This is a genomic window from Rania fehmarnensis (assembly GCF_056494185.1).
Map to the genome: position 1 here is coordinate 8,604,421 of NZ_CM151398.1, position 25,648 is coordinate 8,630,068.

Consider the following 25,648-nt stretch of genomic DNA (forward strand, 5'->3'; position numbering starts at 1 on the left):
CGAGATTCCCGCCAGCAAACGGAGTACTCGCTAGAGCCTGGTTGAGAGCGGCCAGCATATCGCTCGGCTGACCGTTGTCCCTGGTCGACGCAGCGGTGATGGTCACAACGACCAGTGTTCCGTCGATTTCCAGGTTCAAACTCAAATCGCTAGTGAGCTGCGTGGGCAAGTCACTGACAGCAGTCACTTGGACTGTACTGAGTTCCAGCGAAATACCTGCTGTAGGATCGGTTGTGCGAATGGCCAGCTTGTTGGCATTGTCTGAACCAAAAAGTGAGATGGAGCGCGTGGCGTCATCGACTTCTGGCAGGGCTTGTAGCGCGGCGTTGAAGCGGAACGACAACGTATTGAGCGTCATCTGATCGACACTGGCCTGTTGATACACTCCGGCGGTATCCAAGTACTCAATCACATCGCCCACGCGCAATCCGAGGTTGAAGAGATTGATCGTGCTGGGCAGTGTTGCGTTCCAACGCTGATACCCGTCCGGTAGCGGCTGAACGAAGTTCGGAATGGTATCCGCAGAGATATCTGTCAGCGCAGAAACTTCATCGCCCACATAGGGCAGTTGGCGCTCGGCGATCAACTTGCCACCCAAGCCCTGAGCAGCTAGAGCCGCATTGATATCCGCGTAGAGATCGTCGATCGAATTATTTGTCGCAGTGTCTTCAGCTTTGATGGTGATGAAGGCTGGCTCGCCGCCTTCGATACGTATTGCCAAGGTCGCATCACTGGACAATCGACCATTGGTAACCGAGATGTCGTCGGACCCAACCAGTTTGGGATTGAAGTAAAGTTGACGCGCGAAGTTCTGGGTTATGCGGCTGAAGTCGACGATACCGCTGACAGCCTCTTTGACAAACGGGATGCCATCGGGCACTTCCAGCTTGCCAGCGATCTCCTGCACCGAGTTACCCAACTGCACGAACATTGTGGCTACGGCTTCCGGAGTCAGCGATTCGGTAGTGCCAATCGTGTTCGCTACAAAGACCTTGTTGAACAGGCTGCCTAATTCACTCAGGTTCGAGAACTGTGCAGGTGCTCGAGTTGTAGTGACAATCGGATTGGCCACATCGGTGGTAAAGATCGTCACCTCGCCGGGAATAGCGGTTCCCGCAACTTCTGGCTTGATCGTGATACCGTCGATATCTACCGAACCAGTAAACGTCGGTGTAAACGTATTCGACAAGTTCGCCGGCACGAGCAGTTCAGCAATCGTAGCCCGGCCGGTTGTGCCTGCAACTGTGTTAGGGTCTTGGACATTGATCCCCAGAGTCATGTCGAACTTGATGCCGTCGTTGGTCGTGATGGCCGGGTCTTCGGCCAAGATAGCGCTGATAAACCCAATCGACGCCCGCGCTTGGGGTTCATCCAGCTGAGCTGAGATAGCGAGGCTAATTTCTGGATCGGTATCATCCAGAATGGCCACGCGATTAGTGGGCGTCAGACCAGAATTGGAATCTAAATTTATTTCGATAGGCAAGCGAATGGTCGGAGTTGCGGTCACGATGAAATTACCCGATGCATTGAACTCCAGACCGGCAATCTTGTTACCAAAGTCCAACCGCGTGGCATACTGAATCGCTTGGGGTGTAAAGCTGGGGATCAACAGCAAGCGTTTGGTAAGGTTATCGTACGAGACAGCTCCTGGGCCGCTGAACTGGATACCCAAGGGCTCGGCCAGCTCATTGAATAGTTCCGCCAACGACGGGGCGACGATTCCTGGCTTGTTGAAGTTGACCAACGCAGCTTTGAGGTTATCGCCAAGAGTTCCACCAACTTGGAATGTCAAAGCCGGCTCAGCCACATTGGGCTCATCGGTACGCGACTGGTCATAGCGAATGGTCACTACTTCGCCATCGACCCCGTCCACAATGCCTTCGTAAAACTCGCCGCTAGTGGCCAGGAACATCATCGTAGCTTCCGGTTTGATCCCGATCGAGGCAGCGGTATCTCCACCCAAATTGATTTGCGCCGTAAAGCGTTTGAAACCATCGGAGACGGTCGGACTGTCGATGGAAATGATCTGCGAGCGATCAAATTTGCGAGGTTCCGCCGGTGTGGCCAGCAATTGGCCAATGCTCTTGTTCAAGAGCGGTATCTTGGTCGAGAGCACATCGCTACCCGTGGCGTCGTTGAGCCAACTGGCAAAACTGATCAGTCCATTGACGATCGCTTCAGAGCTGAGATTCAGCAGCAGGGGCGCGATATCGACATCGAACGTGGGTCCGTTTGCATCAAACAGATTGGCATCGAATACGGTAACGCTTGGCAGCACGGAACCGGTAACCAAATCCGATCCATACAGACTCGCGTTGAAACGGAAATCCAGATCCAGCGCGCCAGAGGGCGTAACGCTAATGCGACTGGCAACCGGTCCGGCGGTATTGGCTACCGCAATCGCGACACCCGCATCAATGCGCAGTTTGGCGGCGGTGATCGTGCCACCAATTGTCCCACTAGCGATGGAGAATCCCAGGCTGGCGTTATCGCCATTGATGGACGCGTTGACATTGAATCGATTGAGTGCAAAGAAAGGCTCGAGTCCAGTAACTGTACTCAGTCCCACTCCGAAACTGATGCCGATGTCGATATCGGTGGCCACGTCGACTTTAGCGGCCGCAGCGAAGTCCACACCGATGTCGGTCCATTCATCCCCGAGCGAATCGAGTTGCAGATCGACCGAACGCATGTACGTACCGTCTACCGCCAGATCGAATTGCAGTTTGTTGGTGGCCAGGTCGAGTCCACCTTTCAGCGAGATACCAACGCCACCTAAGATATCGCGCGTCACTGTATCAATACGTGCAGTGATCGCATTGCGAAGTCCCAGGGCAGTTGGCTTCTGTCCAACGTTTTCCGCATCAAACACGGCGCTGGCTGGGTTAAAGCTGTCGAAGTAATCGCGAGCAGCCTTCTCAAATTTGACCAGGTCACCCCAGCGATTGGTGGTTCCGCTGCCAGGAGCGTTGATTAGACCATTCAGCGACTGACCGATGCCAGGGATGACTGTGTTGAAAGCTGAACGACTAGATACATCATCAGCCGCAGCATCGAGCGAACCAAGTTGCGTCAGTATCTGATCTTGTATGGCTGGTCCAATTTCGATGTCCACGATGACATCGGGTGTGCCCACAAATAGATTTTGCGATGCGGCCGAAATCACCGGACGGCCAAAGTTGGCAAGATTAAAGTTCGTGGCGGTATTGGTGATATTCAGTGGCAGTCGCATCTCCAGAGCTGCCGTCGGTGTGATACCAACCAGATCGGTAAAGGGAGTGGCCACGATTTGACGCAGCGAAACGTTATCGTCAGATGGATACTTCAAGCCTACGGAGGCACTGGCACTCAGGCTAAAGCTGCCGTTTTCGATACCCGCACTCAAGCTGCCAATATTGATGCTGGCGTTCAAGTTACTGATCGACCCCGAGGCACTGGCGACCAGATTGAGCCCCCGCACAAACAAGGCGTTGGCAAAGTCATCCCCTTGATTCATATCGATCCCAATCACTCCGGAGAGCGAAAGGTTACCGGTCAAGGTATAGTCGCCGCCTGCGCTGAGGGCCAAGCCACTTCCGAGCGCCAGTGTCCCGGTAGCGGTTGGCGCGCTGCCAGCGATATTCGTAAAGTTGGCTGCACTGAGGTCAAAGCGAATCGATTTCTCTTCGTCGGAATCCTCTTCCACTGAAAATGCGGGCACGGGTAGTCCAACGTTCAAGACCGCCACGATTTGCGCCAACGTGGCACTGGCGTTATTCGCTAAGAGATCCGTGAGCGGCGTTAGCACTCGGTCTTGCCACAATGTATCGACCGGCAGCAAAGTTCCCAGCTTGGTCGAGGTGTACGCCAGAGTTGTATTGAGAACCCCAGTTGTAGTCGTCGTGGTGAGGATGTTCTTAAATTGAGCAGCCGCTGCAGAGATGGCATCGGTGGGCCGCACCAGCCCCGTCGAGATCGCTTTGGCTGTAGCACCAGACTTCGATACGACGCGGTTGGTAACCAGGTTGGCGTTGGTAAAAGCCGAAGCACCGACTGATTTAAGGAGCCTGGTTTGGGCTAACGGATTGACCATCAGCTCGTTGTGACCGACAGCAGTTACGCCTGCGGCAGCCCCGGTGATCGGGGCGAGAATCAGCTTGGAACCGATGCGACGATCGCCCAGAAATGGATCGATCGACGAGAAAGTGGCGACCGATCCGTCACCACCGTGGCCCGAAACCTTGTCTTCGAACCAGGCTTCGCCCGCATTGGGTCGACGTCCGATGAAGTCTTGGAACGACAAAATCTCATCGGTTTGATAGCCGGCCTCTGATGGACCCGTGCGCGCGATCAGTTGATCGCTAGTCGTGACCTCCGTGCTATAAATGACGTTGGTCTTGTTCAATACCAAATCCAGCCAGGCGTTTTTCGGTCCCGCGTTCAAGTCAATCAGCAGATCATTAACGCGCGTGTTACCGGCTGGGTTGGTTGTTGATAGTTTCTCGAAGACGCCATCGTCGTCTGTATCAACTGCTGCATACGTGGGTAACAAGTGTCGAAGTGAAGCCACATAGCGCTGCGTAAACTCGGACGGCGTGAGATTTTCTGACTTGAGAATGTTACCTGTAGGCCCCACGATGACGGTGCCTGCACCGGCGTTCATCAAGTCGTAGGCGCGATCAACCATCTGAGATGTCATACGGGCGGCAGCTTTATTGCTCCAATCGTCGCCCGCAAGATTAAACGGATCCGTGACACCCTCATTGGGAACTCCCACCAGCGATAGATCATCGATGCGCGGCAAGCCAGCCTGACCATAGGCTGCGCTTTGAATGTAGCTCCGCGCGATAACGCCACCCAGGCCGTGCGCGATCACATCGACTTTCGTAGCAGTTGGATACTTGAGTTTGACATCGGCCAAGACTCGACCCAGGTAATCCAAACCGGTCTCGTACGTTGTATTCGAGATGCCCGCGGCTGTAACACTGGACAGTGTTCCGTTGGGAGCGCTCAGGGCGTCGGCATCCACTGGGGCGGCCGGGACGCGCCAGTCCCAGTTCACCACAAACAGACTTTGCGTGGCTGAGGCGGGATTGGAGTTGTATCCCACGTTGGTCAGCGACTGAACAATGTTTTGGTATGTGCCACTGAACGGTTCGAGCGTTAATTTGTCCGGAGCCAGGCCGCGAGTGGCTAACCATTCGTTGGTCGTCGTGTTGGCTTCGTTAGCGAAGGTGCCACCGAAACCTGGGATTAGAACCAACGGGTCGGAACCGGCCGCCATCACTTCGCGGCGCTCTAGAATCTCAAAGAAAGAACTTCTCAATGCGCGGCGGGCCTGAGATCGAGCGAGAGCTGATGCACGCCGAGAGCGGGGAGCATTCATAGTCAGCCAATTCAGTTGCGAGGAGGGGCCGGAGTTACCAGGAGTTACTGGAGTACGCCCAACTTGAATGAATCTTCCACAAAAAAGGGATCAGCTCTGAATGACACTCAGACAATAAGGCCTTCACGTAGCTATGCGTGCTCCTGCGAGGGTTTGTGCCACAAAATTTCATTTTGTGTTGGAACGATGTCTTGTAAGATGGTTTGTTGATGAAGTTTCGGAAGAAGTTCGCTTCTGGTGCGTACTTGTTGTACAACTGGTCTTTCCCCAAAACCGGACGGAGCGACCTTTTAGCCGCGGAATGTTCGTCTTCCCTTGTTTGTCCACAGCGTGCGCCAGTCTATGAATACCCAACGAGCCTGTCCGAAGTATTCCGAACTGTTGGACTTACTCGATGGCCAGCTATTGGACCCAGAACTCTCAGAGTATGCCGAGCATTTGGAGCATTGCTCCATCTGCCAGCAACAGGTCAGCCAATTGGCGTCGAAGGGTGCACTCACCCAGGCGCTCGTAGGGACTGCCAATACTTTCACACGCATCGCCAGTCAGACCCCGCGACTGATGGTCGAGCGCATCAAGCAGATTCCGAACCTGGCAGCAGACCATTCGGACTTTGGCAACCATTCAGAAGATTTATCCAGCGCCAGCCGCGAATCGGTCTCCTTCTCGGCCGATTCGACTCAAGGCGGATTAGGGAAACTGGGGCCCTATCGCATATTCAAGCTATTGGGTTCGGGCGGAATGGGTTCAGTGTTTTTGGCAGAGGATTCCAAACTCCATCGCCAGGTTGCCCTGAAGGTAATGTTACCTAAGATCGCGCAGGATCCGGTTGCCAAGCAGCGATTTCTGCGCGAAGCCCGGGCGGCTGCCTGCCTGAAAAGCGATCACATCGTTACCGTTCATCAAGTCGATGAGGAAAACGATGTGCCTTACCTGGCCATGGAGCTGCTAGTTGGACGTTCCCTGGACGAAGCCATCCGGTCCGGTGAAGAACTGGATGTGAACTTAATCATTCATATTGCTACCGGCGTAGCCAAAGGGTTGGCCGACGCTCACGAGAAGGGCATGATTCATCGCGACATCAAGCCAGGCAACATTTGGCTCGAAGAAAACGATGATAGTCGTCCTCGAGTGAAGATCTTAGATTTTGGGTTAGCTCGCATGGATGTGGATGACACACATCTAACGCAAGCCAGCGCAATCGTGGGCACTCCTGCCTTCATGGCTCCCGAACAAGCTCGCGGTGAATCGTCGGTCGATGCGCGATCGGATTTGTTTTCGCTGGGCTGTGTGTTGTACTACCTGTGTACGCGCGAGGTTCCGTTCAAAGCCGAATCCATGTTAGGAACGTTGATGGCTCTGGCGGTCAACACACCGGACTCGCCTGCCCAGCGAAACCCAGCGATCCCGGTGAAGCTCTCCCAATTGACGATGCGGCTGCTGCAAAAGGAGCCGGCCCAGCGACCTCAGTCGGCCCGGGAAGTTATCCAAGCGCTCGCTAGCGTCAAACAGGAACTTGAGTCAGGAGTGGCCGAGTATGGGCAATCGGCAACGCAACGCGGCGAAACGCAACCCAGTGCAACAAAACTCCGTTCGTCCCCACACGCGCGACCCGGCGTGTCGCAGCGCAGGCGCTGGATAGGCATCGCAACTGCGATAGGACTACTCGTTCCAGTTGGCTGGTTCTTGTCCTCTCAATGGTCAGCGACAGAAGAGCTCAATGCGTCAAGCCTCTCTTCCACTCTCAAGCCGCCGGCGGACGACACAACAAACGATGTTTTGGATTTACAGGCCAATGAGCACATCAAAAATGTGCTCGAGCATTTCAAGGCCGGCAATCCTCAGTTCGATGGCGCGATCAAACCTGCAATTCAAGATGGCGAGATCGTGGGCTTGACCATTACCGGCAAGAACGTCGCCAATCTCGAAACGCTCAGTGGACTCAAGTTGCTGAAGTCATTGAGCATCGAAGGCGGGAGCACTTGGGAATTGGTGCTCATTGATCTGAGTGGTATCCAAGGCCTCTCGCTGGTCAATTTCGGCCTTTACGGCGGTTATACTACATCCAACCTCAATGCATTGGCCGGGATGCCTCTCGAAGAGCTGAGCATAGATTACTCTCCCGTTTCCGATTTGAGTCCGCTGAAAGGCATGCAGCTACGGGTGCTGAAGCTCTGGCACTGGACGGGATCTGATCTAACGCCACTGAGCGGCATGCCGCTGGAGCACGTGAACATTGGCTGCAACCGCAACCTCACCGATCTGACGCCTTTGGCGGGAGCCCCACTCGACTTCTTGTGCATCAATTTAACGCAAGTGGCAGACTTGTCACCTTTGAAAGGCACTTCGATAAGAGCCCTGTACTGCAGTAACACCCGCGTAGCAGATCTCTCGCCAATTGAAGCTGCCCCGATCGAAGAGTTGATGGTGCGCGGTACCAACGTCAAAGATATCTCGATGGCCACGGGCTGGCCGTTGACATGGTTTGAGTTCGACTACGAACTTGCCAATTGGTTCAGTACTTTAAAAGACATTTCGACACTGCGAAAGATCAATGACCAACCAGCGGCCAAGGTACTAGCCGATTTTGATCCGGGCAATCGGTCCGTCAAACCCGTTGCCTTTATAAACAGCCTAGGCATGGAGTTCGAACTCGTGCCGCACGGCCAGACACTACGTGGCACAGGTAACTTTGATCAGTTGCTGGGTGCACGCGAGATCGAAGTCGCCAACGATTTTTATCTCGGTCGCTACGAAGTGACTCAGGCCCAATGGCTGCAAGTGATGGGCGCGAACCCTAGCTACTTTAGCCGGCAAGGTCCTGGGGCTGACAAGGTCACGTTTCTGAGCGACGCCGAGTTGGCTCGACTACCTGTCGAACGAGTCTCATGGCTCGACTGCCAAAGTTTCCTCACCAAGTTGAATGAACTGGAGAGTAATCCCGAATGGATTTACCGACTTCCGACCGAAGCGGAGTGGACGTTTGCTTGCCAGGGCGGCCCGATGCCCCCAGACTTTGACAATACAAATGCGTTCTACTTCAATACGCCTACCAAGACGCTGCTATCACACCATGCCAACTCGAAGTTGAGTGATCTTCAGCGACCTAGCCAGGTGGGAATCTATGCGCCCAACGGTTTGGGGCTCTTTGACATGCACGGAAATGTTTGGGAATGGTGTGATGACCTGGCCAATCTTCCCCACAAACGTGCACACTGGATTCATGGTGGAAGCTGGCGAGACGAAGCCGAGAAGTGCAGAGCGTCGCACGTGTTAGAACCCACTGAACCTTGGACCTACTTCGATCTAGGCCTGCGAGTCGCCCGGGTCAAAAAGTAGAGCATCGGTTCCTTAGTCCAAGATCAGCTTCATTTCTTGTCGCAACCGACTTAAGATCTTGGACTTGATCGAGTAGACAGTGCCTACCGAAATTCCTATGACAGCGGCGACCTCATTGGGATCGCGTTGTTCTAGGACATAGGCATGAAAGACTTTGCGTTGCATTTCTGAAAATTCAGACTCCACTAGCAGCAACGCCCTGCGCAGCAGGTACTGCATGTCCTCTGCATCGTCCAGGATGATGCCGGCGCTGCTGTCGCAAAGATTCGATCCCGACTCCATGGTTACCGGAACCAATTTTCGTTCGAGCGACCGATAGCGATTCAAAAAGATGGTCTTCAGCCAGGCATGGAAACTGCGCCCGGCGTCGTACTGAAACTCCGGCATCTTCCGCCACAGAATGACGAAGACATCTTGAACTAAGTCGGCGCCATCGGATTCTTGACAGCCTAGCTGTTTAGCCCAGTGATAGAGCAAAGGCGAATAGAGTTCAACAAAACGATCCCAAGCCGCTGTTTCTTCTGGTTGCCTGAGTCGATAGAGCAAACTCGCAGGAGTCAGAAACATCTTCGGTCGGTTCTCTAGCACAGTCGTGTGATTGCTGAGCCACAAATGCAAAACGACCGGCAGTATACCACACGGCCGAGCATCAACCTAACGCGACACTCCACGTCTCGTAGAACCCAAGTGGCGAAAACGGCGTATCCCCACGCCTATTGTGGCAACTCCGACCAGCAGGATCGACATCGGTTCCGGCACACTGTTGATGGTGTAGCTCAGCGGCGGACCAGCACTAATGTCAATGGCATTAAACAAAGAGTCCACAGCGGTCAGGCTAGAGAGGCTCATCAGGTAGTTCCCCGGTGTCGCCCCTGCGGTGCTTAATGTCAATATTGCCAGTCGAGAGGGAGAAGTTCCGACACTCAGTCCCGCGCCATTGTTAGCACCAAAGTAGGCCACAGAAGAGGGAAACGGAATCAGATAAGGATTGGCTACGTTGGTGAAGAAATCATTAGTGCCCGCAATGAACTGGCCACCCGTTATTTCAGTCCCTGTCAGAGCTGGATCGTTGGCGTCCACCACTACGTCGATGCCAGCCACATTGGGTTCTGGACTCCCACTATCGGAGTAAACTGACAATTCGAATGTGGCATTTCCCCCCAGCACGATATCACCGTCGGGCGTTACGCGTGTGAGCGTCAGGATGAGGGCCGCCTGACTTGTTTGGCCAATAAGAGCCAGGATTAAGCAACCTAGCGCCAATAGTCTCATGAATCTTCCTTCGAGAGCGAAAATGAAATGCCTCGCCGGCATTATGCCGCTGTAACCCCAGTGTAATTGGGATGCGGACTCCGAGGAAGATTTACTTGTAGTTCTGAGCCGTGCACATTTAAGCCCTGATCATCGCAACTGCAACGGAGCGTCAAACGAACAAAATCTTCAGAACAACAATTTTTGTCAGAACGCTAGTGCTGTGGGCGGTGGATGTAGGCGCCGATGCGCAGTTATATACTGAAAGGGGCCGATCAAGCTTGGAGGGGTTGGGCGAATGGCAGATTCCGCTTGGTCATCGGACAAATTGCTTCGGCAAGAGTGCGAGGGAGACAAGTCCGCGATAGGTGCGTTGTTAACGCAACATCGCGAGCGACTAATTCGGCTGGTTGCGTTTCGCATGGATCAAAAATTGCGGGGCCGAATTGAGGCCGCGGATGTCGTACAAGATGCATCGCTGGAAGCCATCTCCAGGCTAGACGAATATTTTGCAGCCAATGTGACTCGGTTGCCGTTTTATGTCTGGTTGCGTTTCTTGACTCTGCAGCGTCTGGCATATCTGCAACGCCACCACTTAGGAACGAAGGCTCGCGATGCAGGGCGGGAGGTCTCCATCCACGCGTGCCCATGGTCACATGACAGTTCTACGGAACTGGCGCAACAACTTGTCGGACGGCTGACGACCCCCAGCCAAGCGTTAACCCGCGCCGAAGAAAAACTGCGAATAGAAACAGCTCTGGCGATACTGGAACCGATCGACCGTGAGATCCTGGATCTTCGACATTTCGAACAACTCAGCAATCAGGAATGTGCGGCCGTGCTCGGCATTAGTTCCACGGCTGCCAGCAACCGTTATGTTCGCGCCATCAAACGATTAAAGGAGCTACTCGATCGGGCGATGTCCTCCACTACTACTTTGCCAGGACGTCGCTAATGAGTTCGGCTTCCAACAAGTTGGACTCACGTCCACACGTTACCGCAGAGTCGCCACCTAGCACGTGGGATGGCCTACCGACTGTGCCAGGCAAATCTATCACTTTGGCAGAGTTGACAGAACACTTCGTGCAGCGAATCCGTCAAGGTCAGCAGCCATCGATCAGCGAATATGCCAGTGCCCATCCTCACTTTGCCAGCGAAATAGAAGGGCTGTTCCCAGTGCTGGCAAATTTGGAACAGATAGCCCAATCGAACCAGACTCCTGCTCAACCATCGTTGCTTCAACCTGTAAGTGCGATGCCCGAGACGTTGGGAGACTATCGGCTTCTGCGTCTCATTGGCCAAGGTGGCATGGGCTTGGTTTACGAAGCTGAACACACAACGTTGCGTCGCCGAGTTGCGTTGAAGGTCTTAGCCAATCACCTGGCGGCCAACGATCGGCGGCTTCAACGGTTCTATCGCGAAGCCCGGGCAGCTGGCCGACTGCATCATACGAACATCGTACCGGTCTTCGATGTGGGTAGTGATCGTGGGCTGCACTACTACGCTATGCAATTTATTCCGGGCTGCAGCTTGGATTTGGTGATCGACTCAATCAGCCGGCAGCGCCATTCGCAGCCCTTGCCCGCTGATGAGTCCGGCGTATTGCATGAAACGCTCCGCCTGATTTGGAGCAATGAAGACCAGCCTGCCGTGCCTGCCACGCGACTAGCGCACAGCGAAAGTTTGAAGCAGTATTATCAGCGTGTGGCCCACCTGGGCTATCAAGCGGCCCAAGCTCTTCAGTACGCTCACGAGCACGACGTCATTCATCGAGATATCAAGCCAGCTAACCTGCTGCTTGATTCGAGTGGCGTGTTATGGGTTGCGGATTTTGGGTTAGCCACTGAAAACGATGAAAACCTGACTCAAACAGGTGATCTCTTAGGAACTTTGCCGTACATGGCTCCCGAGCGTTTGCGAGGTTTGACAGACCGGCGCAGCGACATCTACTCACTTGGACTGACTCTCTATGAACTGATAGCGTTGCAGCCTGCATTCCCGCAGCGCGACCGTGCCACCCTGTTGAACGACATCGCCAATCGTCCACCCGCGAGGCTATGTGAACTGGCTCCAGCGGTACCAGTTGATCTCGAGACGATCGTATTAAAAGCCATCGATAAGCTACCCGCGAGGCGCTACAAATCTGCCGGTGCGTTGGCGGAAGATTTGCAAGCGTATCTGAACGATATGCCCATTCAAGCCAAGCGAACCTCGTTGTGGGGCAAACTCTGTCGATTCTTCAGGCACAATCCAACGATCAGTCTACTTGTTTCCGGAATTGGGCTCCTCTTGGCGACCATGTTGGTCGGATCTCTGTGGTTTGGGTATCGCTGGATGCAGCAAGCCCATGCGCTTCAATTGCAGACGCAATTAGCCCAGGCGAGTGAGCGTGATGCGCTCAATCTCTTATTTGACCAGAGTCGCGCCGAAGCCACCGCCGGCCGACTGAATGCCGCCAGCGGGCAGCGCAGTCATGGCCTGGCCGCCGTCTCCAAAGCCTTGAAATTCTTACCACGAGTTTATCTTGATCCATCGCAGCGCGACCAGGCCCTGCTAGCTCTACGCAATGAAGCGATTGCCTGTTTAGCGCTAGTGGATCTACATAAGGTCCGCTCGGTGCACGTTCGGTCAGATTGGACGACCCACATTGCTTACGACTGGGTCCACCAACGATATGCACAAGCGTCGCAGACTGGAGACATAAGAATAGTTGATATATCAACTAATTTAGAAACACGACAACTACCTGGGCCGGGCTTTCATGCATGGAGCTTGGAATTCAGTCCCGATGGTCTCTTTTTAGCAGCCACCTATCATCCGCCCGACGCCGCACCCATGCATGTAGGTTTGTGGTCCATGGAAACGGGCAGGTGCATAGTACGTTGCACTAACCCGAGTAGGTTCGGAAAATTTGTCTTTCACCCAATTGATCCGACCATAGCCATAGCCACGGATCATCAAACGCTGGCTATGTATAACTTACACAGTGGAGAGCGAGTTGAAGAACTTTCGCTTGAAGGTGTCGAAGCCATGGCACTGCGTTTTGATCCGACAGGAAAGATGTTGGCGGTAGCCGATGCGCATCGTCCTCGCGTCAATCTATTCTCTCTGTCTGGACGACCCCGACGAGTTATCTCACTACCAGGAGTGGTGCGTGACCTGGTTTGGAATCGAGACGGACAGCTGCTACATGCTGGTTGCGACAATGGTGAGATCCAGATCTGGGATATCCATAAACTTGACGAGCGACCTCGAAGTTTGATGGGGCATGTCGGGGCAGTCGTTCGACTGGCTTTGAATCCTCGTGGCGATAGCCTGGTATCCTCCGCCTGGGACAACAGCACTCGTTTGTGGGAGCTGAACAACGACAAGCAACTGATGAAAGTCGATAGTCATGCCTTGGCGGGACACTTCAGCCCCGATGGAACTCGGCTTGCCTATACCACTCCGCGTCGCGAGTTTGGAGTCTGGGAAGTACTCGACCGAAGTTGTTTGCAAACATTGACGAGTGACGCTAAACAAAGGTATCAAGTTAACTTCTTGGCAGGCTGCTCAGATTTTGTCTGGTCAACCACCCCTACCCATCTGGAGCTATTCGAAACCAATTCCGGTAAACTTGCCAAGTTAATTCCTATCTCGCCTACCGTCCGATTTGTTCAAGTTGTTGAGTCGCCAGGGGAGCGTCGTGCGCTTATCTCCGTAGGTGAAGACGGAATGAAACGTTGGCCGATCTCATTTGAAAACAACGCCTCGGATTCGAGGTCGGCTGTGATCGAAACGCCCGAGTTGATTTCAGATTTGAAGATAGAAGCAACGTTTTCTGAACCAGTTGCAATGAAAAATTGCCTCTTATTGCCATTTGGACGTGGAACTCGGTTTGTCGATTTGCTCAATCCATCGGAGGGCACCACGACCGGTGATCACCACAATCGGTGGTCCCTGGGCATTAGTCCAAATCAGAACTGGCTGGCAACCGGTCCTTGGCAGGGCGTGGGCGTACGCGTGTGGAGTTCTCGCACGGGCGGTCTTGTAAAAGAGTTGAGCTTCGATGGCGATAAGGCTAGTGTGACCTTCAGTCCGGACAACAAATACTTGGCAGTTTCTGGAAGTTATCGAATCGATCTGTATCGCACCGACACATGGCAATGTGAGTCGTCCCACGAGCGAACAGGCGACGACGGCTGGCCCGCTCGGCTGGCATTTTCTCCGGACAGTCGTTGGTTGATTGCCCCCTGGTCGCGCAATCAGTATCAGATTCTTGATGTCCGCTCCTTCCAAACCGTGGCTGTTTTGATGCCTCCCAATCCGGCATCGCTGGGGCAACTGGCATTCGACGAGACCGGTTCACATCTCTCCTTGATTTCGGGAAACCAAATTCACGTATGGAATCTGAAGCTTCTACGTGAGCAGCTATCTGATTTGGATCTCGACTTTCATGACCACTCTGACTCCAGCGGCTCTGCCATTGTTCACTGATAAGCACGTGGACATGGGTCGCGTGCTTCCTAAGGCACCTTCTTCTTTACTCTCGTGTGGATCTTTCGTCAAAGCGCGCAGTTTCTATTGATAGCCAGCTACAGGGCTGGCCTAACGCAAAACTTGGGACGAAACAGGAAAGGGTGGAACATGAGACTGCGGATATTCGCAACTCTCGTAGCAACTACGTTGACGGTCGTTTTGATTGCGGGAGTAATTTCGTTACTCACTAGCACATATCGTGCGAAGCTGACTGCTCGCGGAAAGGGCGAGAGCAAAATCCAGGAAGTAGTCAATCCATTATTGAGCGGTGATTACTACGACATAGGCCGTTTGCACTGTCCGATCACAACCCAGAGTCCATCTGCGCAGACTTGGTTTGATCGCGGACTGGCTATGTGTTACGGCTTCAACCACGAAGAGGCGGTGCGATGTTTTGAGAAAGCCATTCAAGCCGACTCAGCTGCTCCAATGGCTTACTGGGGTCTTGCCTATGCACTTGGGCCAACAATGAACAACATGCAAATCAATGCCGGACAAATGGGTCAGGCAGACATGGCTTTGCGCATGGCACATCTTCACCAGGAACTTGCAAAAGACTGGGAAAGTGGGTTGATCGACGCGCTCAACCAGCGGCACACAGTGCCTGTGCCAGACGACCATGCGCAGTTGAACCGCGACTATGCGGACGCCATGCGAAAGCTGTACAAGAAACACGCTGATCATCCTGTGGTGGTAGCGTTGTTTGCGGAGTCGCTCATCAATTTGCATCCTTGGAATACATGGGCTGCCGATGGCACACCCGCGGCGGAGACCGACGAACTAGTAGCCACCCTTGAACGTGGATTGGAGAGGTGGCCCCAGGATCCTATGCTTTGCCATCTGTATATTCACGCCATGGAAGCCTCGCCTCACCCTGAGAAAGCGCTGACAGCTGCCGATCGCCTGCGCAACGCCATGCCAGGCTCGGGACACTTGGTTCACATGCCCAGTCATATTGACGTACTTGTAGGCGACTACAATAGTGTCGTTGAGACTAATGCCAAAGCGATTGAAATCGATCAAGAATATGTTAGGCACCAGGGCAAACATAATTTCTATACGCTCTACCGCATCCACAATCATCACTTTCTGGTTTACGGAGCGATGTTCGATGGTCAAAGCCAGCGCGCTCTCGAAACTGCACGCAAGTTGGTGAATGAAATTCCTGACGAGATGCTCAAAGCTCAGGTCGACTTCCTGGATGGATTTATTCCAACGGCCTACCATGTGATGATTCGCTTCGGCATGTGGGAGGAAATACTCAAGGAGCCTAAGCCGCAAGAATTCCTACCGATGACCAAGGCCATGTGGCGTTATGCGCGCGGCCTGGCTTATGCAGCAACCAGTCGCGTCGCCCTGGCCGAAGAAGAAAACGCGCACTTTGCAAAAGCCTGTCAGTTGATTCCAGAATCGAGCCTGTTATTCAACAACAGTTGTCGCCAAATTGCCGCCATCGCCCAAGCAATGCTGAGCGGCGAAATTGCGTATCGCCAAGGGCAATACGACCAGGCGTTCCATCAATTGCGGCGCGCAGTTCAATTGGATGATGCTCTGCACTATGACGAACCATGGGGATGGATGCAGCCAGCCCGTCACGCCTTAGGCGCTCTGCTACTAGAGCAAAACCGAACAGAGGAAGCCGAACTGGTTTTCCGAGAAGACCTTCGCCGGCATCCGCATAACGCCTGGTCTTTGATCGGCCTTCGCGAATGTCTTGACTCAAGCGGTCAAACTGACGAACTGCAACAGGTCACCAAAGAACTGCAAGAAGCTACGAGGCGCGCAGATATTGTTCTCGATCGCTCCTGCTACTGCCGCCTGAACTGTTGCCCGCTCCCGAAGAGCAACCAAGCTGCTGTTCCGGGCGCAAAGACTCCCTAAACAGCCTTCGGCTTAAATCTATTCAACTCAGGATGCCAGCGACAGTATTCGACCAATCTCTCCAAAAGTCGATCGTACAAGTCATCCTCAATGTATGGCAACTTGTCGATTTCGGACGGTCCCTTTAGCTGATTTGGAGTTAGAAAGTTGCGCAATCTATCCAAATCGGAATGAATCTGGTCCTTTGCGATTTGAGAAAAGCACGGTGCTGAAGTCAATGTCTCATCAATAAAGTCGACTTCCTCTTCAAAGAAGTCGTTCCAATTTATGTTGCCATTGTTTTGAGCCTCAGATCTTAAGTGTTCAATCGCTCGTAAGAGTTCTCCCTGCAAAAACTCTGAATGGCCTCTGTTGGGCACTAAATTCTTCCAAATCCAGGTCGCAATATCCATCGTCGTACCGCTGACGTCTATCGCTAAAGGAACCGTCATAATTTCTCCTCAAAACTTGAACCGGAAAAATTGGGGTCAGGTGTGGGTCAGGTCTCGATTTTCCACCTTTATTCAGACCTGACCCCAATTTTATAATCGAAAAGACTCAATCACTTGTTGCAAACAAGTGCCTCCAGCTAATCAGACGTGGCCGCGGGTGGAGTTGGCTGCGGCGCAGGCTGCTTGGGTTTATCCAATGCCTTTCGAAATTCATCTCGAAGCTCTGGCGGTAGTGGGGCACTGCCAACTTGATCGCCTGCGTAACGGGTTTCTTTTAGGCTGGCAGGATCAGTGAAATCAAGGCTGCGCAGCAAGCCAGTCTGACTGATCCACAGGATCGTTGTGCCCGGCATCTTTCCCGCTACCCAACTGTCATATCCATCCGGTAACAGCACTTCTGTGGCAACTTGATCTTTGCCAGGTGGATACCACACGATCGTGGCAGAATTGATGATGCGCTGTCCAACCACCTTTCGCGTAACGTTCAGCCGCAACTGGTCATTGAGGTTGTAGTAACCCGGGGTGGTGGCAATTCCCGGTCGCCTCGCAGCCGCCATATCATCTTTCGGAAGAACCCTGAATGCAATGTCGCCGCTGCGGATGGAGCCCGTGACTGCAGAATACCAGGTGCGTCCAATGAGCAGCTTGGCCAGGTTGTCCACCGCCATTTCCGAAGTGTCCGACAAAAACGAGGTCGCCTCTTCAGGAGTGGGCGAATTGCCGAATAGATCGGAAATGACCCGAAACAAAATCACTTCACGTTCCTGCGCGTCAGCGGGGAAAGGGGTATCGCGTTTGAGCCTCTCAGTCACAAACTTGAGCCACCAATCAGGATCGACCTGCGCATTGTGATCGCCTGTCAGCATCACTGGACCTGGCTGGAAGACAACGTTATCGCCTTCTTTAGCGAAAATCCATGTGCCCGGTCGCGCATTGGCCCAATCTGGCTGATCAGTATCTTCACGGCCGATACCAATGCCCGGTGCGTGTAGCTCGCAGCTTTCACCAGGATGCAGGCGGTACGCTTCTTGGCGGCCAATGGTTGTCCACATGACGGATGTCAGCTGGATGTTTGGACTTTTAACTGCATGGACTGGCTGATGAAAGTTGCGCGTAACGAACATCACCGGTTCTTTCCCCGTGTTATGCAACACCACGCGTGATTTCAAGACAGAGCCCAATTCGTACTTGTCGGCTCGCGGCTGGAGAACCCATGCCATCCTCAGCCCACCCTTCAAGGGCTCGCCCCACTGAACGTTTTGCAGCGACGGTTCTAGCGGCTGCCCCCGTTGAAAGGTTGCTTCGCCAATCAGATCAAGGGTACGATCCAGCGGAATGGTGGTTACCTCTGCAATTTCGTCGAATAGCTTGACCACCTCAGCTTGTTTCCAGTCACCTGGTTTATCAAACCTGGCCAACAGAGGCCGCATCTTTTTGGCGTACGCATCGCCATATTGATCCCCATCGTTGAGACTGATGAACTCTTGCACCAAATCATTCAGTCGACGAATTAGACCACCTGGAATCTCGCCGCTAAGTCGCGCATGGTCAATACAATAGCGAAACAGCAGTTGTGCCTCTTTGCTCTTGGGCAGCGGCCCCTCGGCCGCGAAGGCACCGCGCGTCGTCGGTGTCACTAGCTTGCCCGTCCAGGCCCCTGCAGGTGCGTGCTCGACATTCAGCACAACATACAGCGATTGCGTAGGCACTTTCACAATGCCTTCCGCCAGCGTATCTCCGACCTTCAGCCCGCGCTCGTTGGGTTGATCATCATGAAAGAGGTCAATCGTGTGCGATTGCCGTGGCTCCAGCACAATATCCGTATGCATCGACTTGGCTCTCTGCAGCCCAAACATAGTCTCGCCATTGTCTTTCAGGTACAGAGTCCGTCCTTCGGTTTCCGCGGCTGGCACATCTGTCTCATGAATAGCCGTGTCGCAGTAACGCACTGGCTTATCCGACACGTTTTGAACGACCAAAAAAATCCTTCGCTCTTTACCTAGGATGCCTTGCGCGCTGGTGGGTCGAATCATCACGGCCGCCCGCAGGCCCGCAACGGGCTCGCACCATTCGAGATGTGGTTCGAGAGCAGCGGTGAAGAGAGATGAAGCCTCCACCGGTGATTCTGTCTTTGATGCAGCTTTCGCGGTGTCACCGGTTTGCTGATAAACGGCTGCTCCTAACATGGCCACGGGAATAGCAATCATGCTTGCTCCCAACAGGGCCCCCGCAGCAATCGCCTTGGTCACGCGACGCCTGTTCTGATTGGCTGACAGAATGGCCAGGAGCCTGCGCTGAAGCGACGATTGGCGTGCCATAGCCAGGCCGCAAGCTTGCGTCCAGGTTGAAGTGGTCAAACGCGTGGCCACGTCCAGCAGGTGCTCGGCATAGGCCGAAGCTTGCACACCGCTGGTGATCACCAAGTCATCGCACGCCCGTTCACGTTCTACATGCAGCCGCCAAGCCGCCCACCAGACCAGTGGATTAAACCAGTAAAGCGCACATGCTACTTGAGCTAACAACTGCCCGTGCATGTCGCGACGCTGCACGTGGGCCAGTTCGTGCAGCATGACCGATCGCAACTGCTCGTCCGACCATGTTCGTGCTACTTGGGGTAAGAGCAATCGCGTCTGCCAAATCCCCCAAACAACTGGACTGGCTTGGTTGCGATGCAGCATCAATACAAGCGGCTGATGAATTCGCAACTGATTACAAGCCACGTGTAACATCTCGAGGATAGCTGAATCTTCGGACGCTTGATCCGTGCCCCGTGAGCTAGCCGTTTCGCAGTTGGTCTTTCGATGGCCGCCAACATACGCAATCAATCGTGCCTTACGTGCCGTGTGACCTAGTAGCACGCGGGCGGCTAACAGTCGCAACATCAACACCATGAACCCAATAGCCCAACCGACTACGATGACTGCCGGCCACGACATCTTGAATGAGGGAACCGCGGATAGCACTCGCGCGGTTGGCTCTTCGCGATCGCGTTCGCCCGCCGCGCTGTCCGCATTTATGGCAGCGGGAGAAGGGCGAGATGCAAAGTCGCTCGCACTTGGCGGAAAGGCTTCGGCCATTTCGGGCGGCTCATCGACAGGCGTTCGATTCGGTAGAGTTTCGACCAAGCCAGCGGTGAGTGGAGTCATGCCAGTTGTACTTATCGCCATCCAGTTGGGCAGGACATTCCATTGAGGCAAGAATGCGGACAAGAGCGGCAGTGCCAGTAGCGACGTGATCGCCACCAGCCAAATCCAGTGACGCGTAGCAGCTGAATCGCGGCGCATCGACCAAGCGGCGGCACCGGCAATCAGTAGCAGCACAGTGGCCTTGATGGCCGCGTCGACCATCGGCAGGGCTAGACTGTCCCAGGTGAGGGCGACGCCTATCAACAGTTGGTTCATTTCAACGTCCTTCCGCTTTCGCTTGTTGGATTAACGCGATCAACCGCTTTCGTTCTTCATCGCTCAGGGTGTCTTTTCGGGAGTGCAAGTGGGCCGCCAGAGCTTCCTCGAGCGAACCTCCAAAGAATGTTTCGAGGACATTTTGCAGCGCGCTGCGCCCCGCTTTCGCTCGGGCTTCGCGGGGCGAGTAGATTACCTCGCGGCCTTTTTCACGGCGCTTGAGATGGCCTTTTTCTTCGAGGATATGCATCATGCGCCGCACGGCCATCGCCGTCGGTGGGTCGCTGATGGCTTCGACAACTTGATTGACCGTTGCCTCGCCCAGTGCAAAGACAGCATCCATAATCTGCCGCTCGCGGCGGCTAAGTCGTGGTGGTTCCGACATCCAGAACACCTCCCTTGGAGCAAAGCATCTTCAAACGCAACAGATCACAAATTCATACCGACGTTAAAAATTTAACGCAGTTCAGCCCCAAATACAAGAGGTTAGCAATAAATTTTTAGCGCATGCACCGGAGTTGCAGTGTAAGTCGGCAGCAAGCTTCAAGGAAGATAAGTGGAGCTTGAAGGTTCATTCCAAAGTGGTCCTCGAACCATGTAACGAGGCACGCGGCCAACGAATGCTTGTTGCCGAACCGATGCCACAGACTTTTAGAAGACTGCCTCACGCAAAGGCGCCAAGGCGCAAAGGTATCTTTGCGCCTTCGCGCCTTTGCGTGAGATATACAGGTTTCACAGCGGGAACTATAGGCTGGGATGATTGAGAGAGCGACTCTGAGTAGTGGACGATCAGTTCAATCACCGCGAAATATTCGATCTCCCTAGACGTATCAAGAAGAGTCTGGGAAACTGGAGTGTCGTCACTTTCCAGGGACGCAGCTTAGTAAATACAAATCAAACGGTAGCGGTTGGGCCGGCCGCAGAGCAGAGTGTAAAAAACGTAGAATGGCTTGTGACGCTTCGATAAACGCCCGCTCTTTTTACCCGGCTGACTTGGCCCGCATTCTTTGCAGGCGCTGGCACGAATCTGGCTACGAGAGTAACGCCTTACCAAGCGAACAAGCTCTTGAAGAATTGGTAGACGTGGCTTATCAGGCCAGTCTCCTGCGTGAAGAGAGCGATCCGGTGCGTTGTCGGATTCTAGTTGCGCCCCCAGGCAATCGCGAGCTCGGCAATTTGGAGGCAGCCAATCGTCTTCACTTGCTGTCCTTCGATCAAGCGATCCTCTTTACAGCTCACGAAGTGCGAAAACTGGCCTCAGCCGTTGGCTACTATCGTTCGCTGATCGCCGTCTATGTCGAACCTCGCAACGACAGACAAGTATTTATTTGGGGCATGGCCGTCACCGGTGCGAGCTGGGTCAATCGCAACGAACGCTCGGTGCAAGATGCGGATACTTTGCCCAGTTGCCTGGTGATTCATGTTCTGGGCCCCGGGCATTTGATTTTTGCCTGCGGTATGGCTCGAGTCGTGGAAACGATTGGCGGCCAGGTGTTGACCGAAGGTTTCGATCCCTTTGGTTCGAAATGGCTGCCGGAACACTTTGAATCTGTCCGCACCTCGTTGTTGGAAAAGCTGGTCGCCCCCGCCCAGACCGCTCAGGTTCGATTGTGCGACTCGTTTGTGCGCGACGTGGCCCAGAATGTAGTGCGGCGTGTGTTGGGATTGGTGCGTGACCGTGGGCACGGTGGCATGCTCATTTACCTGACTGATGAACAAGACGGGCGACTGCAGAACTGGCTGCGCATTCGCATGCGATTCAAACGCGACGATGCCACCAATCGCTTTCAGTACTTGATGTTGAAATTGATGCAGCGGGCGTTGGAGATCGGAGCCTCGCATGGCATTGCCGAAGTTCGCTGGCTTGATTTTCTAAAGATGTCCGATCCGTCGCTAGTGAAGCTGCACGACTCATTGGTCGAGTTCAGTCACTTTCTAGCCGACTTGATGAGCGTGGATGGCGCGCTGGTCTTGAATCGAGAGTTTCAGCTCATCGGTTTCGGCAGCGAGATACTAGGGGATTCGCACGTGGATACCATTGAACGCGCCGTCGATCTGGAAGCCGAACAATCCATCACCGAGCCTGCCGATGGTTCGGGCACACGGCACCGATCAGCTTACAGACTTGTCAGCGGCGTTCCCGATGCAATTTGCGTAGTCGTCTCGCAAGATGGAACAGTGCGTTTCGTTGCTCACCGTGGTGGTAGACTGGTCTATTGGCCCTATCTGCCATAGTTACTCGTACTCCTACTCGTACTCCTACTCGTACTCCTACTCGTACTCGAAAAATCCGCGAGTAGGAGTAGGAGTAGGACGCGCATGCACGACTAACTGTCCGCTGGGGGAGGTGACTCGGTGACTACATTTGTCATAGGAGAATTCAAACATGCAACCAATCACACAAGCGGCCTTTCCCTTGCTCAACGACGAGCAAATGTCGTTCGTGGCCTCGATCGGTGAATTGGTTTCGTTTGCGCCAGGCGAGTATCTGATTCAACAGGGGCAGAAGGGGTATCCGTTTTATGTGATCCACACAGGCTCAGTCCGCATCGTCGAAGTCTGCGATGGTCAAGAAGCACTAGTGACAATTCACCGGGCCCGTGAGTTCACCGGCGACGTGGATATGCTCACAGGGCGCTCAGCCGTTATCTCGGCCATTGCTAGTGAACCCTCTAACGCTTATCAACTTTGCGGGAAACGCTTACGACAGTTGCTCAATCGATGTCCGGCGATGAGCGATCTACTACTAGAAGCGTTTCAAACACGTCGCGAGTTACTGGAGGCTTCCGGTTTCATTGGGGTGAGGATGATTGGCCAAACCAATACGCCAGCCACGTCGCGCCTGCACGAGTTCTTCTACAAAAACCACGTACCGCATACCTTTTACGAAGCCACCAGCGATGTCGGCCGCGCGGAGCTACACAAGCTTGGCGCATCCCAGGACAAATTGCCCGTCGTGCATTGTAATGGCGTCACGGTGCAAGATCCCGAGTTATCCAAGTTGGCCGAGTGCATTGGCATTTCGCGCAATGTCGACGGCAAACTGTTTGACCTGGTTATCGTGGGCTCGGGACCAGCAGGCCTGGCGGCCGCGGTGTATGCCACTTCGGAAGGTATTGGTACTTTGGTGATCGATAGTGTCGGACCGGGAGGCCAAGCAGGCAGCAGTTCGAAGATCGAGAACTTCATGGGCTTTCCGTCGGGAGTCAGCGGTAGTGAACTGGCTAATCGTGGATATCTTCAAGCCTTGAAGTTCGGGGCGCAGTTCATTGCGCCGATCACAGTCCAGTCGATCGCAACTCAAGCCTCGGGAGAACATCATTTACATCTTTGCACCGGGCAGGTAGCCCGCGCTAAATGTGTGCTGGTCGCTTCGGGAGTAACGTACCGTCAATTGGGAATCAGCAGTTGCGAGCGTTTCGAAGGAGCAGGGCTCTACTATGCCGCTACTTCGGTCGAAGCCCGTGGTTGTGAAAGTGCAACGGCCGTCGTGGTCGGCGGCGGCAACTCAGCTGGTCAGGCAGCCATGTTTCTGGCCAACACTTCCCAATGCGTCAAGATCTTAATTCGTGGCGATGATCTCGGTAAAAGCATGTCCGCCTACTTATGCGAGCGAGTGCTCAACCATCCCAAGATCGAGCTCATCAAGAACAGCGAAGTAGTCGAGATCCACGGCGAGCGTTGCGTCGATTCGATTGACTACCGGAATCATGTCACGGGTGAAGTTACGCGCTTGGATTGTGCAGCCCTCTTCTGTTTTATCGGGGCGCAACCGCATACCAATTGGCTGCCCGAAGCCGTGTTGCTCGATGACAAAGGCTTCATCGTGACCGGTGCGGCGATTGCGGCAGATTACTTGCAGGAACATTGGCATCTCCAGCGCCGGCCATGTGATCTCGAGACCACAGTCCCCGGCATTCTGGCCGCTGGTGACGTTCGTTCAGGCTCGACCAAACGCTGCGGCTTTGCCGTCGGCGATGGTTCCATGGCCGTGACGTGTGTTCATCGCTACCTGGCGAGCGTTAGCTAACGATTTTTCTTCGCACCAGAACGCCCGCAGCAGCCAACGACCAGAGGGTCAAAGTCGTAGGTTCGGGAACCGCAGTAACCGCCGCGAAGAAGATGGCGGATCGATCTGCATTTCCATCGTTATTGTCGTCGAGCAATGAATAGAACACAAAATTCCCCGAGTTGTTCAGCATACCGCGTGTGAAAATCAGGCTGGTGATAACACCACCATCGAGCGTATCACCGACGCCGATCACACGATCCGTCAGCGGATTGCCGCCAGAGAAAATTGCTTCTGAACCGTTGAAGCTGGCCTGAAACATAACTGTACCTGAATCATTGATCGCTGGACCAGTGTCAAAAATAGAACCGAAGTTGGCTTGACTGGCAATCAAAGTCGCAGGCTGTCCGATACCGCCGGTGTAGACGCTGAGCCTGCCGGCTGGATCAGTAAAGCTGCGCGCTAGAAACGCTACGTCCCCATTGTTGTTGATGTCCACATTGTTGCCAAAGAATGCATAGCCGTCCCCGGTATTAGCAATGGAATGTGTACCCGCTGAGTCGACCACATAGATACCGTCCTGCGAAGTTGACCTCAACACTCCTCGAAGAGCGACATCGCCTGCATTGTTGATATCTGGACTGGGCGCACCGCCGGAAACGTAGCTACTGAAATTGCCACTGCCCTCATTAGAGGCGTGCGTCGTGGTAGGACCGCCAACAGTTCGCGATTGCACCAAAATCGGATTGCCCAGCCCGATGCGCGTGGAGCTCAACACTCGGTCACTCGCATTCATACCTACATTGTTGAGAGAATTCAGATCATCAAAAACTTCCTGCAGCCCAGACGATCCGGCAAACATCACGCTACCGCCACCGAAGGTATACGAGGTACGAAAGGCCATGTTCCCCGAGTCTGAAATGGCTACTCGCGTTAGCGAATTAATCGTCCCGCGGCCCGGTATTGAATTTCCAGTGGACACAATCGTCGTGCGTGTGCCAGCTTCCCAACGGGCTATCTGGCTGGCACCAATTGTGCCACCATTGAATCCACCCGAAGCCGAATTGATCTGCAGTCCGACTTGATTGTTGTTATTGAGCTGTGGTCGGAAATCGAGATTGTTGTAGGGGAGTGGCAACGAATTCGAATCGACCACCTTGGTATACAAGAACCCGGCTGTAGCATTCCCGTTACCAAATCCGCCTACCACAACCAGAGCGACCAACAGACGCTTCACGTTACTCAACAGGCTTGTAGATCTCACTTCCCCGCCTTCCGCACGAACCAGCGATATCGAAAATGTCCGGGAGGGATTGTAATTCGAAATCAAATCGCAGTCCATTTTCGGGGCCAAATCGTTTAACCCGTAGCCAAATCGTTTAACCCGTAGCCGCCAGGCAAATCGTTTAACCCGTAGCCGCCAGGCGAGGCGAACCCTCTAACCAAGCCTACC

The 25,648-nt window shown here is 53.9% G+C and carries 12 protein-coding genes and 1 pseudogene (1 of these 13 cut by a window edge); 6 read left to right on the plus strand and 7 right to left on the minus strand.

Annotation, left to right across the window (positions count from 1 at the left end; translation table 11 throughout):
• Positions 1-5,365 (minus strand): annotated as a pseudogene (locus SH573x_RS29190) (LamG-like jellyroll fold domain-containing protein); its annotated part reaches 24,641 nt to the left of the window's first position; the annotation flags it as partial.
• A gap of 342 nt (positions 5,366-5,707) precedes the next feature.
• On the opposite strand from SH573x_RS29190, the gene SH573x_RS29195 reads away from it, so the two are divergent.
• A complete protein-coding gene (locus SH573x_RS29195) occupies positions 5,708-8,704 on the plus strand; it encodes a protein kinase domain-containing protein (RefSeq protein WP_479351628.1) in 2,997 nt (998 codons plus the stop codon).
• A gap of 12 nt (positions 8,705-8,716) precedes the next feature.
• Here SH573x_RS29195 and SH573x_RS29200 read toward each other — a convergent pair whose 3' ends face one another.
• Together SH573x_RS29200 and SH573x_RS29205 are read right to left on the minus strand one after the other, a co-directional pair.
• The gene (locus SH573x_RS29200) at positions 8,717-9,271 is read right to left on the minus strand and encodes an RNA polymerase sigma factor (protein WP_479351630.1); all 555 of its coding nucleotides are present in this window, start codon (positions 9,269-9,271) and stop codon (positions 8,717-8,719) included.
• An 87-nt stretch (positions 9,272-9,358) separates the two neighbouring features.
• Positions 9,359-9,976 (minus strand): PEP-CTERM sorting domain-containing protein, encoded by a 618-nt coding sequence (locus SH573x_RS29205; protein ID WP_479351632.1) that lies wholly within the window; start codon positions 9,974-9,976, stop codon positions 9,359-9,361.
• Positions 9,977-10,253: 277 nt separating this feature from the next.
• Between SH573x_RS29205 and SH573x_RS29210 the strand changes: the two genes are divergently transcribed.
• From SH573x_RS29210 to SH573x_RS29220, 3 genes are all read left to right on the plus strand, one after another.
• The gene (locus SH573x_RS29210) at positions 10,254-10,910 is read left to right on the plus strand and encodes a sigma-70 family RNA polymerase sigma factor (protein ID WP_479351634.1); all 657 of its coding nucleotides are present in this window, start codon (positions 10,254-10,256) and stop codon (positions 10,908-10,910) included.
• On the plus strand, positions 10,910-14,431 hold the full coding sequence (locus SH573x_RS29215) for a protein kinase domain-containing protein (RefSeq protein ID WP_479351635.1): 3,522 nt from the start codon (positions 10,910-10,912) through the stop codon (positions 14,429-14,431). Before SH573x_RS29210 ends, SH573x_RS29215 begins: the two co-directional genes overlap by 1 nt.
• Positions 14,432-14,581: 150 nt before the next feature.
• Positions 14,582-16,354 (plus strand): tetratricopeptide repeat protein, encoded by a 1,773-nt coding sequence (locus tag SH573x_RS29220; RefSeq protein ID WP_479351637.1) that lies wholly within the window; start codon positions 14,582-14,584, stop codon positions 16,352-16,354.
• Here the strand turns inward: SH573x_RS29220 and SH573x_RS29225 are convergent.
• The 3 genes from SH573x_RS29225 to SH573x_RS29235 all read right to left on the minus strand — a co-directional run bounded on the left by SH573x_RS29225 (position 16,351) and on the right by SH573x_RS29235 (position 20,571).
• Entirely contained in the window at positions 16,351-16,785 is a 435-nt protein-coding gene (locus SH573x_RS29225; RefSeq protein WP_479351638.1) for a hypothetical protein, read from the minus strand. The two genes, SH573x_RS29220 and SH573x_RS29225, sit on opposite strands and share 4 nt — an antisense overlap.
• A 137-nt stretch (positions 16,786-16,922) precedes the next feature.
• Positions 16,923-20,186, minus strand: a complete 3,264-nt coding sequence (locus SH573x_RS29230; protein WP_479351639.1) for a M56 family metallopeptidase — start codon at positions 20,184-20,186, stop codon at positions 16,923-16,925.
• Position 20,187: 1 nt separating this feature from the next.
• On the minus strand, positions 20,188-20,571 hold the full coding sequence (locus SH573x_RS29235; protein WP_479351641.1) for a BlaI/MecI/CopY family transcriptional regulator: 384 nt from the start codon (positions 20,569-20,571) through the stop codon (positions 20,188-20,190).
• 560 nt (positions 20,572-21,131) lie between these two features.
• Between SH573x_RS29235 and SH573x_RS29240 the strand changes: the two genes are divergently transcribed.
• Both SH573x_RS29240 and SH573x_RS29245 read left to right on the plus strand, forming a co-directional pair.
• On the plus strand, positions 21,132-22,421 hold the full coding sequence (locus SH573x_RS29240) for a putative sensor domain DACNV-containing protein (RefSeq protein ID WP_479351642.1): 1,290 nt from the start codon (positions 21,132-21,134) through the stop codon (positions 22,419-22,421).
• Positions 22,422-22,572: 151 nt separating this feature from the next.
• The gene (locus SH573x_RS29245) at positions 22,573-24,216 is read left to right on the plus strand and encodes an FAD-dependent oxidoreductase (protein ID WP_479351644.1); all 1,644 of its coding nucleotides are present in this window, start codon (positions 22,573-22,575) and stop codon (positions 24,214-24,216) included.
• Here the strand turns inward: SH573x_RS29245 and SH573x_RS29250 are convergent.
• Positions 24,209-25,459, minus strand: a complete 1,251-nt coding sequence (locus SH573x_RS29250; protein WP_479351645.1) for a PEP-CTERM sorting domain-containing protein — start codon at positions 25,457-25,459, stop codon at positions 24,209-24,211. The genes SH573x_RS29245 and SH573x_RS29250 overlap by 8 nt on opposite strands.
• Between the last annotated feature and the right edge of the window lie 189 nt (positions 25,460-25,648).

Bases quoted from the DNA above. Each gene is read 5' to 3' on its own strand.
- SH573x_RS29195 (WP_479351628.1), top strand. From the start codon at position 5,708: ATGAATACCCAACGAGCCTGTCCGAAGTATTCCGAACTGTTGGACTTA.
- SH573x_RS29200 (WP_479351630.1), bottom strand. From the start codon at position 9,271: ATGTTTCTGACTCCTGCGAGTTTGCTCTATCGACTCAGGCAACCAGAA.
- SH573x_RS29205 (WP_479351632.1), bottom strand. From the start codon at position 9,976: ATGAGACTATTGGCGCTAGGTTGCTTAATCCTGGCTCTTATTGGCCAA.
- SH573x_RS29210 (WP_479351634.1), top strand. From the start codon at position 10,254: ATGGCAGATTCCGCTTGGTCATCGGACAAATTGCTTCGGCAAGAGTGC.
- SH573x_RS29215 (WP_479351635.1), top strand. From the start codon at position 10,910: ATGAGTTCGGCTTCCAACAAGTTGGACTCACGTCCACACGTTACCGCA.
- SH573x_RS29220 (WP_479351637.1), top strand. From the start codon at position 14,582: ATGAGACTGCGGATATTCGCAACTCTCGTAGCAACTACGTTGACGGTC.
- SH573x_RS29225 (WP_479351638.1), bottom strand. From the start codon at position 16,785: ATGACGGTTCCTTTAGCGATAGACGTCAGCGGTACGACGATGGATATT.
- SH573x_RS29230 (WP_479351639.1), bottom strand. From the start codon at position 20,186: ATGAACCAACTGTTGATAGGCGTCGCCCTCACCTGGGACAGTCTAGCC.
- SH573x_RS29235 (WP_479351641.1), bottom strand. From the start codon at position 20,571: ATGTCGGAACCACCACGACTTAGCCGCCGCGAGCGGCAGATTATGGAT.
- SH573x_RS29240 (WP_479351642.1), top strand. From the start codon at position 21,132: ATGGCTTGTGACGCTTCGATAAACGCCCGCTCTTTTTACCCGGCTGAC.
- SH573x_RS29245 (WP_479351644.1), top strand. From the start codon at position 22,573: ATGCAACCAATCACACAAGCGGCCTTTCCCTTGCTCAACGACGAGCAA.